This window comes from Staphylococcus sp. FSL K6-0223, assembly GCF_038008285.1.
Window position 1 is genome coordinate 1,062,028 of the sequence record NZ_JBBOYX010000001.1, and the last position, 18,106, is coordinate 1,080,133.

Here is an 18,106-nt window from a genome sequence, read left to right on the forward strand (position 1 = left end):
ATCAATTAGAGATTGATTAAATGTCTTTAAGAGACGATGCATTACAAATGCATAAAGAGAATCAAGGTAAATTAAAAACTACACCTTATGTTAAAGTAACCAATATAGAAGAGCTAAGTTTAGCATACTCTATAGAGGCAGTAGAATCGTGTAAAGAAAGCTATGAAGAATCAAGGAAGTAGTGCTAAAGTAGTAGGAACGAGACGACCTTATTTTCGAAATCAAATTAATAAGATATTAGCTTATCTAGGTGTTTTTAGAGTTGTTTTAGATATTGAATCTACTCCTTTCGATTAAAGAGTGACACCATCAGCGACACAAGATTTAACACAATCTGCTATGGAATTAGGTGTTGCATGTATTGAAGTAGATTTCCATGACGTATATGATAAAACAATGAAGTTAACAGATTTAAAATAAAGTAAGCGAATTTAAAAGTAACTATTTAAAATAACGAAATTATTGAGTGAGTTATGCGGAGGTTTACGCATGTTTAAAGATTTTTTTAATAGAAGTAGTAAAAAAAAGAAATATTTAACGGTACCGGATTCTAAACAAAATGACGTACCAGCGGGTATCATGACTAAATGTCCTAATTGTAAAAAAATAATGTATACAAAAGAACTAACTGAAAATTTAAATGTATGCTTTAATTGTGATCATCATATCGCACTTCCTGCATACAAAAGAATAGAAGCTATTTCAGATGAAAATTCGTTCAAAGAATTCGATAAAGAAATGACATCTTCTAATCCTTTAGATTTTCCTGGTTATCAAGAAAAGGTGGAAAAAGATCAAAAGAAAACGGGTTTAAATGAAGCCATCGTAACTGGTACAGCAGAATTAGATAGCGTGAAATATGGCATTGCAGTTATGGACTCACGATTTAGAATGGGAAGTATGGGTTCAGTCGTAGGGGAAAAAATCTGTAGAATCGTTGATTATTGTACTGAACATCGGTTACCATTTGTATTATTTTCTGCAAGTGGTGGTGCCAGAATGCAAGAAGGTATTATTTCATTAATGCAAATGGGAAAAACAAGTGTATCATTAAAACGACATTCTGATGCTGGATTATTATATGTTTCTTATTTAACACATCCTACTACTGGTGGTGTATCAGCTAGTTTTGCTTCTGTGGGTGATATTAACCTAAGCGAACCTAAGGCTTTAATCGGTTTTGCTGGACGTAGAGTTATAGAACAAACAATTAACGAAAAATTGCCGGAAGATTTTCAAACTGCTGAGTTTTTATTAGAACATGGTCAATTAGATAAAGTTGTGCATAGAAAAGACATGAAAGCAACACTTTCTGAAATTTTAAAACTACATCAAGAGGTGAAGACGAATGCTTGATTTCGAGAAATCTTTATATGAGATTAAAGAAAAGATTAATTCATTGAAGGAATCTCAAGAAAAAAATGACGTCGACTTACAAGATGAAATTGATTTGTTAGAAGCCTCTTTGGAAAGAGAAAGAAAAAAAATATACACCAATTTAAAACCTTGGGATCGAGTACAAATTGCAAGACTTCAAGAAAGACCTACAACACTTGATTATATTCCATATATCTTTGATTCATTCATTGAATTACATGGAGATCGTAATTTTAGAGATGATCCTGCGATGATTGGTGGAATAGGATATCTCAACAATCAACCGGTAACTATCATAGGTCAGCAACGAGGGAAAGATACTAAAGATAATATTTATCGTAATTTTGGAATGGCTCATCCTGAAGGTTACCGTAAAGCTTTACGCTTAATGAAACAAGCTGAAAAATTTAATCGTCCTATTTTTACGTTTATTGATACAAAAGGTGCATATCCGGGAAAAGCAGCTGAAGAACGAGGGCAAAGTGAATCAATTGCGAAAAATTTAATTGAGATGGCTTCTCTTAAAGTACCTGTGATTGGTGTTGTCATCGGTGAAGGTGGAAGCGGTGGTGCGCTTGGTATTGGTATAACTAATAAATTATTAATGCTTGAAAATAGTACTTATTCTGTTATTTCTCCAGAAGGGGCGGCAGCATTACTTTGGAAAGATAGCTCTTTAGCAAAAATGGCTGCTGAAACGATGAAAATTACTGCAAAAGATTTACTGGAACTAAACGTGGTAGATGAAGTTATTAATGAACCACAAGGCGGCGCTCACAGAGACGTCGTTTTTCAAGCAAAACAAATTAAACAATCTTTTATTCATCAGCTTAATGAATTAAATAAATTAGATGGACAAGCTTTAGCGAATCATCGATTTAATAAATTTAGAAATATTGGTACCTTTATTAATTAACACAGAATGACTAGAAATTTTAATTAAAATTTCTAGTCATTTTTTTTATATAAATTAAATTAAAAATTTAAAACGTTTACATATATATAATCTATCAATATTAATGGAATAGATAATAAAATTATGGTAATTTATACATGAAGATTATTATAGTTAGGAAAGGGTATGTCGCTATGAAGAGAATTGCGGTATTAACAAGTGGTGGAGATTCACCAGGCATGAATGCTGCTGTTAGAGCAGTCGTACGAAAAGCAATTTATAATAATATCGAAGTTTTTGGTGTTTATCAGGGTTATCAAGGTTTACTTGATGATAATATCCACAAACTTGAATTAGGAAGTGTTGGAGATACGATTCAACGAGGAGGAACTTTTCTATATTCTGCTAGATGTCCTCAGTTTAAAGATGAGAGTGTAAGACAAAAAGGGATTGAGAACTTACACAAGCATGGTATTGAAGGACTTGTAGTAGTCGGTGGAGATGGCAGTTATAGAGGTGCTCAACGTATTAGCGAAGAAACAACCGATATAAAAACAATTGGTATCCCTGGAACAATTGATAATGATATTAATGGTACTGATTTCACTATTGGTTTCGATACAGCATTAAATACGATTATTGACTGTGTCGATAAAATCAGAGATACTGCTTCAAGTCATGCGAGAACTTTTGTTGTAGAAGTAATGGGACGTGATTGTGGTGATTTAGCACTGTGGGCTGGATTGTCAGTAGGTGCTGAAACAATCTTAGTCCCAGAAGAGCACACAGATATTAAAGATGTTGCTGAAAAAATTGAAAGTGGTATTAAACGTGGAAAAAAACATTCTATCGTTATGGTAGCAGAAGGTTGTATGAGTGGCCATGAATGTGCAGAACAATTAACTAAATATATCAATGTTGATGCACGTGTATCTGTTCTTGGTCACATCCAACGTGGTGGTAGTCCATCTGGTGTAGATCGAGTACTTGCTTCAAGATTAGGCGGTTATGCTGTAGAATTGTTAATGCAAGGTCAAACAGGATTCGGTGTAGGTTTACAAAATAACCAACTTACAGCAACACCATTTGATGAAATTTTCAATAATGAAAGCCATAAATTCAACACTCGTATTTATGACTTAGCAAAAGAATTATCTATATAATTTAGGAGGCTTTTATAATGAGAAAGACTAAAATTGTATGTACTATAGGACCTGCTTCAGAGTCTGAGGAAATGTTAGAAAAATTAATGAATGCTGGAATGAACGTTGCACGTTTAAATTTCTCTCATGGTAGTCATGAAGAACATAAAGCACGTATTGATTCAATTCGTAAAGTATCTAAAAAATTAGGTAAAACTATTGGTATTTTATTAGATACTAAAGGACCTGAAATTCGTACACATGATATGAAAGACGGCTTGATTGTACTTGAAAAAGGTAAAGAAGTTATTGTGAGTATGTCTCAAGTTGAAGGTACACCTGAAAAATTCTCAGTCACATATGAAGATTTAATTAATGATGTTCAAATTGGATCATACATTTTATTAGATGATGGTTTAGTAGAATTACAAGTTAAAGATATTGATAAAGATAAAGGCGAAGTTAAATGTGATATCTTAAATACTGGTGAATTAAAAAATAAAAAAGGTGTAAACTTACCTGGTGTTAAAGTAAACTTACCTGGTATCACTGATAAAGATGCTGCAGATATTAAATTTGGTATTAAAGAAGATATTGATTACATTGCAGCAAGCTTTGTACGTCGTCCTAGTGATGTATTAGATATTCGCGAAATTTTAGAACAAGAAAATAATGATAATATTACGATCTTCCCTAAAATTGAAAACCAAGAAGGTATTGACAATATCGAAGAGATTTTAGAAGTATCTGATGGTTTAATGGTTGCGCGTGGTGACATGGGTGTTGAAATTCCACCTGAATCTGTGCCAATCGTTCAAAAAGATTTAATTAGAAAATGTAATAAATTAGGAAAACCTGTCATTACTGCAACTCAAATGCTTGATTCAATGCAACGTAATCCACGTGCAACAAGAGCTGAAGCAAGTGACGTTGCTAATGCAATCTATGATGGTACAGATGCAGTTATGTTATCTGGTGAAACAGCTGCAGGACAATATCCTGAAGAAGCAGTTAAAACAATGAGAAATATCGCAATTTCAGCTGAAGCTGCTCAAGATTACAAAAAATTATTATCTGATCGTACTAAATTAGTAGAAACATCATTAGTAAATGCGATTGGTGTATCTGTAGCACATACTGCTCTAAACTTAAATGTTAAAGCAATTGTAGCTGCAACTGAAAGTGGTTCAACAGCGATTACAATTTCTAAATATCGTCCACATTCAGATATTATTGCAGTAACACCTAGTGAACATACTGCAAGACAATTAGCACTAGTATGGGGTGCATATCCAGTTGTTAAAAAAGGACGTAAAACAACAGATGATTTATTAAATAATGCAGTAGCAACAGCTGTTGCTACTGAAAAAGTTGGTAATGGTGATTTAATTATCATTACTGCTGGCGTTCCAACTGGTGAAAAAGGTACGACTAATATGATGAAATTACATTTAGTAGGTGATGAAATTGCTAAAGGTCAAGGTGTTGGTCGTGGATCAACAACTGGTAAAACAGTGATTTCTAAAACTGCTAGTGATTTAGAAGGAAAAGACCTAAGTGAATCAATTATTGTGACTAATTCAGTAGACGAAAGTTATGTTCCATATGTTGAAAAAGCTGCAGGTTTAATTACTGAAGAAAACGGTATAACATCACCAAGTGCAATCGTTGGACTTGAACAAGGTATCCCAACTATTATTGGTGTTGAAAATGCAACTAAAGAATTGAAAAATGACTTATTAATTACTGTTGATGCAAATCAAGGTAGAATTTTTGAAGGGTATGCGAATGTCCTTTAATTAAACAACTGTATAAGTATGTTTAATTAAAATGCTAGAAGAGCGAGAATAACCACATTAGTGGATAAAATTCTCGCTCTTTTTTATATTATTTAAACATATTAAAAAAGTGGAATAGAGCCGTATTCGTCGTCCCACCTTGCGTTGAACGTAGATTTTCATTAAGAAAATCTCTATGTTGGGGATAGTAGTGTTTAAAAATGCTTATTACAAGAGTATTTCAATTCAGACATCGACTGCATTAACATAAAAATGACTGGAACATTATCAATTGTTCCAGTCATTTTTTATATTGATATTTTAATGTTAATTTGCTACTTTTTTATATCTTAAATACATAATACCTAAAATAATAAACCAAATGGGTGTTAAGAAAATAGCGTTTCTTGTTGTTGCATTTACAAATAGTAAACAAAACACAAATATGAAGAATGCTAAAATAATATAGGCCATATATTTTCCACCAGGAAGTTTGAATTTTGCTTTTTTATGTAATTCAGGATTTTTTCTATGATAATTAATATAAGCCCAAATAATTAAAGCCCACACGATAATAAATAATACTGTTGAAATTGTTGTAACATATGTAAATACTAGCGTTGCATTTGGAAAAATATAGTTTAATAATGCTGTCACCAATAATAACGCAGATGATACTATAATTGCGATATGTGGTACACCTTGTTTGTTAGTACTTTTAAATATAGAAGGCGCTTGTTTTTGTTCAGATAATCCAAATAACATACGACTATTTGAGAAGATACCACTATTACAAGATGAAGCAGCAGCAGTTAAAACTACAAAGTTAATTAATCCAGCTGCAAACGGAATACCAATTAATGAGAACAATCTAACAAATGGGCTCTCATTTGGATCCACTTTGTCCCAAGGAATAATAGACATAATGACTGCTAAAGCACCTACATAGAAAATTAAAATTCTAATTGGTACTGCATCTATAGCTTTAGGTATTGTTTTTTCTGGATCTTTAGTTTCACCAGCGGTTACCCCAATCATTTCAATACCAACAAATGAGAATAAAGCCATTTGGAATGACATAAAGAAACCAGAGGTTCCATTGGTAAAAATACCATGTTTATAAAGATTAGTTAAACTTGCATGTCCAAATTGAGTTTTATAAGCAAATAAAATCATTATTGCACCAATGACGATTAAAGCTATAATAGTTATAATTTTAATAATAGCAAACCAGAATTCTAATTCTCCAAATAATTTTGCACTTAATAAGTTAAAAACCATTAATATTAATACGCAAAACAGAGCAGTAATCCAGTTTGGTATAGTTGGAAACCAGAAACTAACATATTTAGCAACTGCAGTTACTTCTGCCATTCCCGTTATAATCCAGCATAACCAATATGTCCATCCAGTAACGAATCCTGCAAACGGTCCAATATACTCGTTTGTTACATCAGCAAATGATTTAAAACGAGTATTTTGAATGATGATTTCTCCAAGACCTCTCATAAACATAAATAGCATGAATCCAATAATGATATAGGTTAATAGAATAGAAGGTCCAGTCATAGCTATAGTTTGACCTGCACCTAAGAATAATCCAGTTCCGATAGCGCCACCAAGAGCAATCAATTGTACATGACGATTACTTAATCCTCTTTGTAATTTTTCTTCTGCCATAAGACAACTCCCTTACATTTAATTAATATTAATTATGCACTTATATATTAAATTCGACAATTATTTTTCTAAATTTTTTCTAAAAATTTTATTAACATTGAGTTAATAAAAAATAATCATTGTTGATAAATAATTAAAATATTCATTATTTTCACATAAGTCAACCTTGTCTTACTATTCATAAATAGCTTTATAACAATTTTTACTATCATTATAATTAAAATTAATATATAAATAATTTACTAATGAAAATTTAAACCACATATATAATTATTCACAAAACTTATAATTTTAGATATACTATTTTATGAAAGCCATTACATTATGTAAAAGAAAAGGGGAATTACTTATGGCAGAATTACAAAAAGGTTTAGAAGGGGTTATCGCAGCAGAAACTAAAATTAGTTCAATTATTGACAGTCAATTAACTTATTCAGGATATGATATTGATGATTTAGCTGAAAATGCTCAATTTGAAGAAATCATGTTCTTATTATGGAATTATAGATTACCAACACAAGAAGAACTTGAAGAATTAAAAGAGAAACTTAAACAATATATGACATTAAATCCAAGGGTATATAAGCATTTTGAAGAATATGCTACGGATGATGTACATCCAATGACTGCATTACGTACCTCTGTTTCTTATATTGCACACTTTGATCCAGATGCTGAAGAGGAAACAGATGAAAGTCGAAAAAATCGAGCTATTCGTATCCAAGCAAAGATTGCATCATTAGTTACAGCGTTTTCACGCGTGCGAGAAGGAAAGGAACCTGTTAAGCCCAATTCTGATTTAAGCTATGCAGCAAACTTCTTGTATATGTTAAAAGGGGAATTGCCATCTGATACTGAAGTTGAAGCTTTTAATAAAGCTTTAATATTACATGCTGATCATGAACTTAATGCTTCAGCATTTACAGCAAGATGCGCAGTATCATCTTTATCTGATATGTATTCAGGTATTGTAGCAGCAATTGGTTCATTAAAAGGCCCTTTACATGGTGGAGCAAATGAACAAGTTATGAAAATGCTATCAGAAGTTAAATCACTTGATGAAGTAGATAATTATTTAGATAAGAAACTCGCTAACAAAGAAAAAATCATGGGATTCGGTCATCGTGTATATAAAGAGGGAGATCCACGTGCCAAGTACTTAAAAGAAATGAGTCGAAAAATAACTTCTGAAACTGGACATAACGAATTATATGAAATTTCTCTTGCAATTGAAAAGCGTATGCATGATGAAAAAGGTTTAATTCCAAATGTAGACTTCTTTAGTGCAACTGTTTATCATAGCATGGAAATTCCACACGATATTTTTACACCTATCTTTGCTGTAAGTCGTACTGCAGGATGGACCGCGCATATTTTAGAACAATATCGTGATAATCGAATTATTCGTCCGCGTGCAAAATATGTTGGAGAAACAAATCGTAAATATGTAGCAGTAGAAGAAAGATAAAATATTTCAAAATTTAATTTATGGAGGCTTTTATAATGGCAGCTGAAAAAATTACTAGAGCAAATGATGAATTATTAAATGTACCTAATGAACCAATTATTCCATTTATTATTGGGGATGGTATCGGTCCTGATATTTGGAAAGCAGCTAGTCGTGTTGTTGATGCGGCGGTTGAAAAAGCATATAACGGTGAAAAGCGTATTGAGTGGAAAGAGGTATTAGCTGGTCAAAAAGCGTACGATGAAACTGGTGAATGGTTACCACAAGAAACTTTAGATACCATCAAAGAATACTTAATCGCAATTAAAGGGCCATTAACTACACCAATTGGCGGAGGCATTCGTTCTTTAAATGTAGCATTAAGACAAGAATTGGATTTGTTTACTTGTCTTCGTCCAGTACGTTGGTTTAAAGGTGTACCTTCACCAGTAAAACGTCCTCAAGATGTTGATATGGTTATCTTCCGTGAAAATACTGAGGATATTTATGCTGGAATTGAATTTAAAGAAGGAACAGAAGAAGTTAAAAAAGTTATTGACTTCTTACAAAATGAAATGGGTGCTACAAATATTCGTTTTCCCGAAACTTCTGGTATTGGTATTAAACCAGTTTCTAAAGAAGGAACCGAACGTTTAGTAAGATCAGCTATTCAATATGCAATTGATAATAACCGTAAATCAGTAACATTAGTTCACAAAGGTAATATTATGAAGTTTACAGAAGGATCATTTAAACAATGGGGTTATGATTTAGCTCATAACGAATTTTCTGATAAAGTATTTACTTGGCAACAATATGATGACATTGCTGAAAAAGATGGTAAAGATGCTGCAAATGACGCACAACAACAAGCTGAAAAAGACGGTAAAATTATTATTAAAGATTCAATAGCAGATATTTTCTTACAACAAATTTTAACACGTCCAGCAGAACATGATGTAGTAGCTACAATGAACTTAAATGGCGACTATATCTCAGATGCACTTGCTGCACAAGTAGGAGGAATCGGTATTGCTCCTGGTGCTAATATTAACTATGAGACAGGGCATGCTATTTTTGAAGCAACACATGGTACAGCACCAAAGTATGCTAACTTAAATAAAGTGAATCCATCATCTGAATTATTAAGTTCTGTATTAATGTTAGAACATTTAGGATGGCAAGAAGCGGCTGATAAAATTACTGATGCTATTGAAGCTACAATTGCTTCTAAAATTGTGACATATGATTTTGCTCGCTTAATGGACAGAGCTACTGAAGTATCAACTTCAGAATTTGCCGATGAATTGATTAAAAACTTAAAATAATATTTATTTTGATAAAACAGTCTAAGATGGATTTTGATGTCTTAGACTGTTTTTGTTCATTATTAATAAATATCAAAACAAGATTAACGAAAAATATTCTTAACAAATTGAAAATAATAAGTAAATGTTAAGTTTATGTAAATTCAATATGTTGTATGTTATTTTTATTTAAATTTCAGTTATAATAAAATTGAAATTGTTAATTCTATTTAGGGAGGCAAATCATGTCACAAAAAGTATTAGTGGTTGATGACGAGCAATCAATAGTAACGTTACTAAAATATAACTTAGAAACAGCAGGTTATATTGTAGATGTAGCGTATGATGGTGAAGAAGCACTCAAAAAAGTTAAAGAGGTTAAACCTGAACTGATTGTATTAGATGTCATGTTACCTAAAAAAGATGGAATAGAAGTATGTAAAACGATTCGATCTGATAAAAATCTTGTACCTATTTTAATGTTAACGGCTAAAGATGATGAGTTTGATCGTGTTTTAGGCTTAGAATTAGGTGCTGATGATTACATGACTAAACCTTTCTCTCCAAGAGAAGTTGTAGCAAGAGTAAAAGCTATTTTAAGACGCTCTCAAATTGCTAATGAAGTCGTAAAAGATGACGTGGAGGATGAAGATATTGTAATTGATAATATTAGAATTCGTCCTGAATTCTTTGAAGTCTATAGAGATGATACCTTGCTTGAACTTACTCCTAAAGAATTTGAGTTATTACTTTATCTTATTGAACGTCAAGGACGCGTAATTACTAGAGAACATATGTTAAATTCAGTGTGGAATTACGAGTTTGCAGGAGATTCAAGAATTGTAGATGTTCATATTAGTCATTTAAGAGATAAATTAGAAGAAAATCCTAAACAACCTAAGTTGATAAAAACAGTTCGTGGATTGGGTTATAAATTAGAAAGACCTAAAGCTTAATGATTAAATTTCATCATAGATTATTACTTCTACTATGTACAATCACAATTATTAGTTTTATAGGCTTAGGTGCAATTCTTCATCATACGATTTATCAGATATTATCAGATACTCAAACTAGAGAATTAAATCATTTATCAGAAAATATCGTAAATTTAAATAAGCGAAATAAACAAGCAGACATTCAGCGTATAGCACAAAATCAAAATTTGGTTGTTAAAATTTCTGAAAATGGACATGTGTTATATCAAACTGGCAATCAACATCAAATTAATCATACTATTGATAATGCAGCTAATCCTTCGAATATTATATATCATAAAAATAAGGATAAGGTGGATTACACATTTAAAAATACTGTAAGTAATCAAACAATATACATAAGTGGTATTAATACTGAAATTTTAGATTTACAAAAAAATATGTGGAAGTACTTATCATTAATTGGAATCATTGTGTTATTTGCTATTTATTTAGCTGTAAGAAGCATTAATCGCACCTATATACGACCAATCAACGAAGTTACTTATGCGACATCTTTAATTGCAGATGGATATTATCATGTTAGAGTACCTGAAAGTAATGTGAAAGAAACAAAAGCATTATTTGTTACTACCAATGATTTAGCAAGACGATTGCAAAAATTAAATAATAAACAAAAAATGCAATCTAATCGCCTTAAAACAACATTAGAAAATATTCCTAGTTCGGTATTAATGATAGATAAACAAGGTGAAATTGTTATTGCAAACCATGCTTATTACGAGGTGTTCAAACCAGATAGTAAAGTCGAAAATAAAGATTATACTGTACATTTAGATAAAGAAATTCAACATCTTATTATTGAAAGCTTTAAAACTGAAAAACCGTTGCATGAACAAATTGAGTTATACATTAATGATGTTCATCAAAAATATTTTGATGTTTCTTGTATTCCCATTTTAAGTAAATCAAAAAAGAAACTTCAAGGTATGGTTGTAGTATTACATGATATCACTAATCTAAAAAAATTAGAGAATTTGAGACGTGAGTTTGTTGCAAATGTTTCACATGAACTTAAAACTCCAATCACTTCAATTAAAGGATTTGCAGAAACCTTAATTGAAGGTGCAAAGAATGATGAACAATCTCTTGATATGTTTTTAAATATTATTTTAAAAGAATCAAATCGTATAGAATCACTTGTCATGGATTTATTGGATTTATCTCATATTGAACAACAAACTGAGATTGAGACTACTTATGTTAATCTTTCAGATTTAGCACATAATACAATCCATAATCTACAAACTCAAGCTAAGTATAAAAATATCGCTATTAAATCTGAAATAGAAAATGATGTTATTATTGAAGCGCATGAAGGAAAATTGTCTCAAGTTATCACGAATTTACTTTCAAATGCCATTAACTATTCATATGAAAATAATAAAGTTATTGTTAGAGTTTACAGAGAAGATATAAAAGTTAATCTAGAAATCCAAGATTATGGCATTGGGATAGACAAAAAAGATCAAAAGCATATTTTTGAGAGATTTTATAGAGTAGATAAAGCAAGAAGTCGTGACTCTGGTGGAACAGGTTTAGGATTATCGATTACAAAACATATTGTAGAAGCACTTCACGGTACCATTATGGTCGAAAGTGAACTGAATAAAGGATCGCTATTTAGAGTCTCATTTATAGATAAAATCGAATAACTATTTTGTCCTACAAGTTTAGGTCATCCACACTTTAAAATACTTTTTTATGTTTTTAGGATTTTAAAGGGACCTAAACTTGTAGGATTTTATTTTTTGACATTCGTAAAATATCGTTCAGTCGTTATGACCAAAGGTTTATGCTAAAATATAATTAAACTCATTCTGGAGGTTTAAAATTTGAATAAATTAGTATTGATAGATGGCAATAGTTTAAGTTTTAGAGCTTTTTACGCATTGCCACTTTTATCTAATAAAGCAGGTATTCATACAAATGCGATTCTTGGGTTTGCCAAATTACTCGAAAAAATTATCAGAGAAGAACAACCTACACATTTCTTAGTAGCCTTTGACGCAGGTAAGACTACTTTTAGACATTCTAAATATAGTGAATACAAAGGTGGACGTCAAAAAACACCACCCGAATTAAGCGAACAATTCCCCTATATTCGACAATTGTTAGATGCTTATCATATTAAACATTATGAATTAGAAAACTACGAAGCAGATGACATTATTGGTACATTAAGTAAAGAAGCAGATCAAAATGATTTTGAAACTATTATTGTAACTGGAGATAGAGACTTAACACAGTTAGCAACTCAAAATGTGACTATTTATTATACTAAAAAAGGGGTCACAGACGTTGATCACTATACTCCAGAATTTATAGCAGAAAAATATAATGGTTTAAAACCAATACAAATTATTGATATGAAAGGTTTAATGGGAGATAGTTCAGACAATATACCCGGTGTAGCTGGAGTAGGAGAAAAAACAGCAATTAAACTTTTAAATCAATTTGATTCTGTAGAAGGTGTCTATGAGAATATTGATAAAGTATCTGGTAAAAAATTAAAAGAAAAGCTCGAACTTAGTCATGAAGATGCATTAATGAGTAAAGAGCTTGCTACAATTAATCGACATAGTCCAATAGAAGTCACTTTAAGTGATACGAAATTAAGTGATATCAAGGATAATCATGAAAAAATTGAACTTTTCAAGAAATTAGAATTTAAACAATTATTAGCAGATATAGATAATGAAGCATCTGAATTTGAGCAAGAACAAAAACAAGTTTCTTTTGATATTTTGCCTACATTTGAATATGTTGATTTTAATCATCTTGATGAAGCAGTGATTCATTTCGAAATAGATGGTTCTAATTATTTAAAAGATGATATTTTAAAGTTTGGATTTTATGATAAAGAACGTTATATCGTAGTTGATGCAGATAATATTAAAGATTATCCAGAACTTATTAAATGGTTGGAAAATGAAAATTCTAAAAAGGTAGTTTATGACGCAAAGAAAACATTTGTTATAGCACACAGATTAAATATTACCATTCAAAATATCGTTTTTGATGCGATGTTAGCAAGCTACATTATTGATCCATCACGAACGATTGATGATGTCTATTCGGTTGTAACAAATTATCATCAAACGTATGTTAAAGAAGATGTCTCTATTTATGGGAAAGGTAAAAAGCGACAAGTTCCTAATGCTGAAATTTTAAATACGCATATTGCATCTATTACTAAATCTATTGATGCTGTTAAACCGTTAATGGAAAAAGAACTAGAATCACATCAACAAATGAATTTACTAAAAGATTTAGAACTTCCGCTAGCACGTATTTTAAGTAAAATGGAAGAAATTGGTATTTATACAGATATAAATGATTTACAACGCATGCAACAAGAATTACAAGAGAAGTTAGAATTGTTAGTTCAGCGTATTCATGATGCAGCAGGTGAAGAATTTAACATTAATTCGCCTAAACAACTCGGTGTTGTTTTATTTGAAACATTAAAACTACCTGTCATTAAAAAAACAAAAACAGGTTATTCTACAGCGGTCGATGTCCTAGAACAGTTACAGAATGAACATCCTATCATTAATGATATTTTAGAATATCGTCAATTAGCTAAATTACAATCTACTTATGTGGAAGGTTTACAAAAAGTCATTAGTAATGATAAGCGTATACACACTCGTTTTAATCAAACATTAGCACAAACTGGACGATTATCTTCAGTTGATCCTAATTTACAAAATATACCGATTCGACTTGAAGAAGGGCGTAAAATACGTAAAGCATTTAAACCTTCATCTGAAGACAGTGTTATTTTATCTGCTGATTATTCTCAAATTGAATTACGTGTCTTAGCACATATTACACAAGATGACAGTTTAAAAGAAGCATTTATTCATGGACAGGATATTCATACTGCTACAGCACGAAAAGTATTCGGTGTTGAAGCGGAGGAAGTCACTGATTTAATGCGTAGACAAGCCAAAGCTGTAAATTTTGGAATCGTTTATGGTATTAGTGATTATGGCTTAAGTCAAAGCTTAAATATAACTCGTAAAGAGGCAAAAATATTTATTGATGATTATTTAGCAAGTTTCCCTGGAGTTAAGCAATATATGAGTGACATTGTAAAGGATGCTAAAGCAAATGGCTACGTTGAAACATTATTGCATCGTAGACGTTATATTCCTGACATTACTAGTCGTAATTTTAATTTAAGAGGTTTTGCGGAGCGAACAGCAATGAACACTCCAATTCAAGGAAGTGCAGCAGATATTATTAAACTTGCTATGGTGGAATTTGATAAGCAAGTTCAACATACGTCTTACAAAGCTAAATTACTTTTACAAGTACACGATGAATTAATATTTGAAGTGCCTAAGTCTGAAGTTGAAGAATTTAGTTTATTTGTTGAAGATATCATGGAGCATGCATTAGACCTAGATGTTCCATTAAAAGTAGACTCTAATTATGGTCCTACTTGGTATGATGCGAAATAGAAAGAGGAATGAATAATGCCAGAATTACCAGAAGTTGAACATGTTAAAAGGGGAATAGAACCTTTTATTGTAAATACTACAATTAAAAGTATTTCATTTTCTAAAAAAGTAATTGAAGGTAAAAGTCAGAATAAAGAAACGATTATCAAAGGAATGAATTTAGATGGTTTTCGTTTGAATTGCGAAGGCTATAAGATAATTAAAGTCGAACGAAGAAGTAAATATATTGTTTTTCATATTGAAAAGCATAATCGTAAACGTGTGTTACTTAGTCATTTAGGTATGGCTGGTGGATTTTTCATTGTCAATCACCTATCTGAGATAGCAATTCCCAACTATCGTAAACATTGGCACGTGATTTTTCATTTAAATAATGGAAAAAAATTAGTGTTTTCAGATATACGTCGATTTGGTGAGATTAGAAATTTAAATTCATTTGAAGATTATCCTTCATTTTTAGAAATAGCGCCTGAGCCTTTTGACGAAGAAGCGTTACAACATTTTAATCACTATTTATCTCAAAAAAAAGTAGCCAATAAACCTATTAAACAGATGTTATTGGATCATAAAATCGTAGCAGGATGTGGAAATATCTATGCTTGTGAAGCGTTATTTAGAGCAGGTATCCATCCTGCTAGAAAAGTAAAAGATACGTCTCATCAAGAAAGACAAATGCTCTTTTATTATGTACAAGAAGTTTTAAAAGAGGGTATTGATAATGGTGGAACCAGTATTTCAGATTATCGTCATGCAGACGGAAAAACTGGACAAATGCAATTACATTTAAATGTATACAAACAAAAGACATGTAAAGTATGTGGCCATGATATTGAACAAAAGGTTATAGCATCTAGAAACAGTCATTTTTGCCCATATTGTCAGAAATAAATAAAGTGAGCGGTGATATAAATGCCTAAAGTAATTGGATTAACAGGTGGAATAGCTACCGGAAAGTCAACAGTTTCTAAATTATTATCAGAATATGGATTTAAAATTGTCGATGCAGATATAGCTTCAAGAAAAGCAGTAGAGAAAGGATCAACTGCTTTGGAACGAATAAAAGAAACGTTTGGCGATGAAGCAATCACAAGTGACGGAGAAATGAATCGAGAATACATTGGAGAATTAGTATTTAATCATCCAGAAAAACGATTAGAACTTAATGAAATTATTCATCCTATTGTAAGAACGATTATGGAACAAGAAAAGCAACACTATGTACAACAGGGATATGATGTGATTATGGATATTCCGCTTCTGTTTGAGAATGATTTACAAGATACTGTGGATGAAGTTTGGCTCGTCTACACATCAGAAAGTGTACAAATTGAACGTTTAATGAAACGTAACAATTTAGACTTGGATCAAGCAAAAGCGAGAGTTCATAGTCAAATATCAATTGATAAAAAAAGCAGAATGGCTGATCATGTTATAGATAACTTAGGAAGTAAATCTGAATTAGAAACCATTCTTAAACAACTATTGATTGAAAAAGGATACATTCATGAATAATATAAAAAAGAGTTTAGGGCTTTATTTTAAGTCTTAAACTCTTTTTATTTATACAATAAAATATATTAGTTATATAAACTTAAAATGTAAAAGTAAAAAATATTACATTATTTTCGGTAAACGCTTTCAATCGAAATCTATTATGTTATACTAATTTTATAAAGTATAACATATAAAACAAGGGGTGCTTTAAATGTCAACAAATATTGCAATTAATGGAATGGGTAGAATAGGAAGAATGGTTTTAAGAATTGCATTACATAATGAAAATTTTAATGTGGTTGCGATTAATGCAAGCTATCCACCTGAAACAATTGCACATCTAATTAACTATGATACAACGCATGGACGTTATGATAAAAAAGTAGAACCAATTGATGATGGTATACGTGTTGACAACCATGACATTAAGTTAGTGTCAGATAGAAATCCTGAAAATTTACCATGGAAAGATTTAAATATAGATATCGTAATTGAAGCAACTGGAAAATTTAATCATGGTGATAAAGCAGTTGGACATATTCGTGCTGGAGCTAAAAAAGTATTACTAACTGGTCCATCTAAAGGTGGAGAAGTTCAAATGATTGTTAAAGGGGTAAATGATGACAAATTAGATGTTGAAAAGTATGACATTTTCAGTAATGCTTCATGTACGACAAATTGTATAGGACCAGTTGCTAAAGTTTTAAATGATCAATTTGGTATTGTCAATGGATTAATGACTACTGTTCATGCAATTACTAATGATCAAAAAAATATTGATAATCCTCATAAAGATTTACGTAGAGCACGTTCATGTAATGAAAGTATTATTCCAACTTCTACTGGAGCAGCAAAAGCATTGAAAGAAGTTTTACCAGAATTAGAAGGTAAACTTCATGGGTTAGCTTTACGTGTGCCTACAAAAAATGTTTCTTTAGTTGATTTGGTTGTAGATTTAGAAAAACCGGTAACTGTTGACGAAATTAATAATGCATTTCGTCATTCAGATTTAGATGGTGTTTTAGAAGTAGAACATGCACCTTTAGTGTCTGTCGATTTTAATACAAATCCACATTCAGCTATTATCGATGCTGAGAATACAATTGTAATGGATGAACATAAGGTGAAAGTGATTGCTTGGTATGATAATGAATGGGGTTATTCTAATAGAGTAGTAGAAGTAGCTGAAATGATTGGTGAACAACTAGTAGAAAAGTCTACTGTGACTGCAGTTTAAGCTTTTAATAAATAAAAGATTGTTAATTTTAGAGTTGATAGCCTAATCTAATGTCCTTGATTTTATAGATTAAAACATTATAAAAACATTAAATAATTTTTTAATGAGTCATATATAGGAAAGTGAAAAAAGAATTTATATTGAATTCTATTTCACTTTCTTTTTATATTCTATATAGGTTTAGACAGCTAAGTTGTATCAATTTATTATTAATACATATGAGTTCTTTTGTCATAAATCGTTTTTATAGTATAATGGAGCATAATCTATTCAAGAGGG

General features: G+C 31.1%; 13 protein-coding genes and 1 pseudogene. 13 read left to right on the top strand and 1 reads right to left on the bottom strand.

Annotated elements, in window-relative coordinates:
• Positions 1–20: 20 nt before the first annotated feature.
• The 5 genes and pseudogenes from MHI13_RS05285 to pyk all read left to right on the top strand — a co-directional run.
• Positions 21–179: pseudogene (locus MHI13_RS05285) on the top strand (NAD-dependent malic enzyme); the annotation flags it as partial.
• A gap of 310 nt (positions 180–489) precedes the next feature.
• Positions 490–1,356 carry an acetyl-CoA carboxylase, carboxyltransferase subunit beta gene (gene accD, locus MHI13_RS05290; protein WP_017176124.1) on the top strand — a complete coding sequence of 289 codons (867 nt, stop codon included), beginning with the start codon at positions 490–492 and terminating at the stop codon, positions 1,354–1,356.
• On the top strand, positions 1,349–2,293 hold the full coding sequence (locus tag MHI13_RS05295; RefSeq protein ID WP_017176125.1) for an acetyl-CoA carboxylase carboxyltransferase subunit alpha: 945 nt from the start codon (positions 1,349–1,351) through the stop codon (positions 2,291–2,293). The genes accD and MHI13_RS05295 overlap by 8 nt, the downstream gene beginning before the upstream one ends.
• A 173-nt stretch (positions 2,294–2,466) precedes the next feature.
• Positions 2,467–3,435 carry a 6-phosphofructokinase gene (gene pfkA, locus MHI13_RS05300; RefSeq protein ID WP_054105795.1) on the top strand — a complete coding sequence of 323 codons (969 nt, stop codon included), beginning with the start codon at positions 2,467–2,469 and terminating at the stop codon, positions 3,433–3,435.
• A 17-nt stretch (positions 3,436–3,452) separates the two neighbouring features.
• Positions 3,453–5,213, top strand: coding sequence for a pyruvate kinase (pyk, locus tag MHI13_RS05305; RefSeq protein ID WP_017176127.1), 1,761 nt, complete (start codon positions 3,453–3,455; stop codon positions 5,211–5,213).
• 306 nt (positions 5,214–5,519) lie between these two features.
• Here pyk and MHI13_RS05310 read toward each other — a convergent pair whose 3' ends face one another.
• The gene (locus MHI13_RS05310) at positions 5,520–6,872 is read right to left on the bottom strand and encodes an amino acid permease (RefSeq protein ID WP_017176128.1); all 1,353 of its coding nucleotides are present in this window, start codon (positions 6,870–6,872) and stop codon (positions 5,520–5,522) included.
• 349 nt (positions 6,873–7,221) lie between these two features.
• Between MHI13_RS05310 and MHI13_RS05315 the strand changes: the two genes are divergently transcribed.
• The 8 genes from MHI13_RS05315 to gap all read left to right on the top strand — a co-directional run bounded on the left by MHI13_RS05315 (position 7,222) and on the right by gap (position 17,827).
• Positions 7,222–8,340: a citrate synthase gene (locus tag MHI13_RS05315; RefSeq protein WP_017176129.1), complete on the top strand. Its 1,119-nt coding sequence runs from the start codon at positions 7,222–7,224 to the stop codon at positions 8,338–8,340.
• Positions 8,341–8,375: 35 nt separating this feature from the next.
• The gene (gene icd / locus MHI13_RS05320) at positions 8,376–9,647 is read left to right on the top strand and encodes an NADP-dependent isocitrate dehydrogenase (RefSeq protein ID WP_017176130.1); all 1,272 of its coding nucleotides are present in this window, start codon (positions 8,376–8,378) and stop codon (positions 9,645–9,647) included.
• A 224-nt stretch (positions 9,648–9,871) separates the two neighbouring features.
• The gene (locus tag MHI13_RS05325) at positions 9,872–10,582 is read left to right on the top strand and encodes a response regulator transcription factor (protein WP_017176131.1); all 711 of its coding nucleotides are present in this window, start codon (positions 9,872–9,874) and stop codon (positions 10,580–10,582) included.
• Entirely contained in the window at positions 10,582–12,279 is a 1,698-nt protein-coding gene (pnpS, locus tag MHI13_RS05330) for a two-component system histidine kinase PnpS (protein ID WP_048681004.1), read from the top strand. Before MHI13_RS05325 ends, pnpS begins: the two co-directional genes overlap by 1 nt.
• 180 nt (positions 12,280–12,459) lie before the next feature.
• Positions 12,460–15,096: a DNA polymerase I gene (gene polA / locus MHI13_RS05335; protein WP_049419697.1), complete on the top strand. Its 2,637-nt coding sequence runs from the start codon at positions 12,460–12,462 to the stop codon at positions 15,094–15,096.
• Between the two features lie 15 nt (positions 15,097–15,111).
• Complete coding sequence (mutM, locus tag MHI13_RS05340; RefSeq protein WP_017176134.1) at positions 15,112–15,984, top strand: bifunctional DNA-formamidopyrimidine glycosylase/DNA-(apurinic or apyrimidinic site) lyase; 873 nt, start codon at positions 15,112–15,114, stop codon at positions 15,982–15,984.
• Positions 15,985–16,005: 21 nt separating this feature from the next.
• Entirely contained in the window at positions 16,006–16,608 is a 603-nt protein-coding gene (gene coaE, locus MHI13_RS05345; RefSeq protein ID WP_017176135.1) for a dephospho-CoA kinase, read from the top strand.
• 193 nt (positions 16,609–16,801) lie between these two features.
• On the top strand, positions 16,802–17,827 hold the full coding sequence (gap, locus tag MHI13_RS05350; RefSeq protein ID WP_054105793.1) for a type I glyceraldehyde-3-phosphate dehydrogenase: 1,026 nt from the start codon (positions 16,802–16,804) through the stop codon (positions 17,825–17,827).
• Positions 17,828–18,106: the final 279 nt, after the last annotated feature.

Bases quoted from the DNA above. Each gene is read 5' to 3' on its own strand.
- accD (WP_017176124.1), top strand. From the start codon at position 490: ATGTTTAAAGATTTTTTTAATAGAAGTAGTAAAAAAAAGAAATATTTA.
- MHI13_RS05295 (WP_017176125.1), top strand. From the start codon at position 1,349: ATGCTTGATTTCGAGAAATCTTTATATGAGATTAAAGAAAAGATTAAT.
- pfkA (WP_054105795.1), top strand. From the start codon at position 2,467: ATGAAGAGAATTGCGGTATTAACAAGTGGTGGAGATTCACCAGGCATG.
- pyk (WP_017176127.1), top strand. From the start codon at position 3,453: ATGAGAAAGACTAAAATTGTATGTACTATAGGACCTGCTTCAGAGTCT.
- MHI13_RS05310 (WP_017176128.1), bottom strand. From the start codon at position 6,872: ATGGCAGAAGAAAAATTACAAAGAGGATTAAGTAATCGTCATGTACAA.
- MHI13_RS05315 (WP_017176129.1), top strand. From the start codon at position 7,222: ATGGCAGAATTACAAAAAGGTTTAGAAGGGGTTATCGCAGCAGAAACT.
- icd (WP_017176130.1), top strand. From the start codon at position 8,376: ATGGCAGCTGAAAAAATTACTAGAGCAAATGATGAATTATTAAATGTA.
- MHI13_RS05325 (WP_017176131.1), top strand. From the start codon at position 9,872: ATGTCACAAAAAGTATTAGTGGTTGATGACGAGCAATCAATAGTAACG.
- pnpS (WP_048681004.1), top strand. From the start codon at position 10,582: ATGATTAAATTTCATCATAGATTATTACTTCTACTATGTACAATCACA.
- mutM (WP_017176134.1), top strand. From the start codon at position 15,112: ATGCCAGAATTACCAGAAGTTGAACATGTTAAAAGGGGAATAGAACCT.
- coaE (WP_017176135.1), top strand. From the start codon at position 16,006: ATGCCTAAAGTAATTGGATTAACAGGTGGAATAGCTACCGGAAAGTCA.
- gap (WP_054105793.1), top strand. From the start codon at position 16,802: ATGTCAACAAATATTGCAATTAATGGAATGGGTAGAATAGGAAGAATG.